Here is a 441-nt window from a genome sequence, read left to right on the forward strand (position 1 = left end):
ACGCCCCGGGAGGCGCTGGATGCGCTCTACCGGCTGAAGCGGGAGCGGGCGGAGAAGCGGTGATTGTGGAGTGTGCGGGGTCTCCCACCAAACCCCCTCATCCTGAGGTGCTGCGCAGCCGCCTAGAAGGAGGGCGCCAGGGATCGCGCGGAGCCGGGAGGGCTCCTTCGATGCCCGCTGACGCGGTCACCTCAGGATGAGGTCGCGGGTGGGATCGGGACGGGGCCGCTCTCCTACTCTTGAAAAACACTTACGGGTCGCGCGCGCCAAGAATCAAGCGCGGCGGGCGATCGCCCGCCGCCGCCACGCCCGCGCTGCACACCACCGAGATCTTTGGCGAGCCGATCTTCACCTACTCGTACCGGGACGCGGTGATCGACGGCCATCTCAACGACCATGAGCCGCCCGTCCGGATTGAGACCGCGTTGGCGCGCTACGGCA

1 protein-coding gene is annotated in these 441 nt (G+C 68.5%); it reads left to right on the plus strand.

Going from position 1 to position 441, the window contains the following annotated elements; all coding sequences use genetic code 11:
- Nucleotides 1–239: 239 nt before the first annotated feature.
- On the plus strand, nt 240–441 hold a 202-nt coding region (locus tag MKK67_RS06650; RefSeq protein WP_243962941.1), incomplete at its 3' end, for a hypothetical protein.

The organism is Methylobacterium sp. J-072 (assembly GCF_022829425.1).
Taxonomy (GTDB): Bacteria; Pseudomonadota; Alphaproteobacteria; order Rhizobiales; family Beijerinckiaceae; genus Methylobacterium.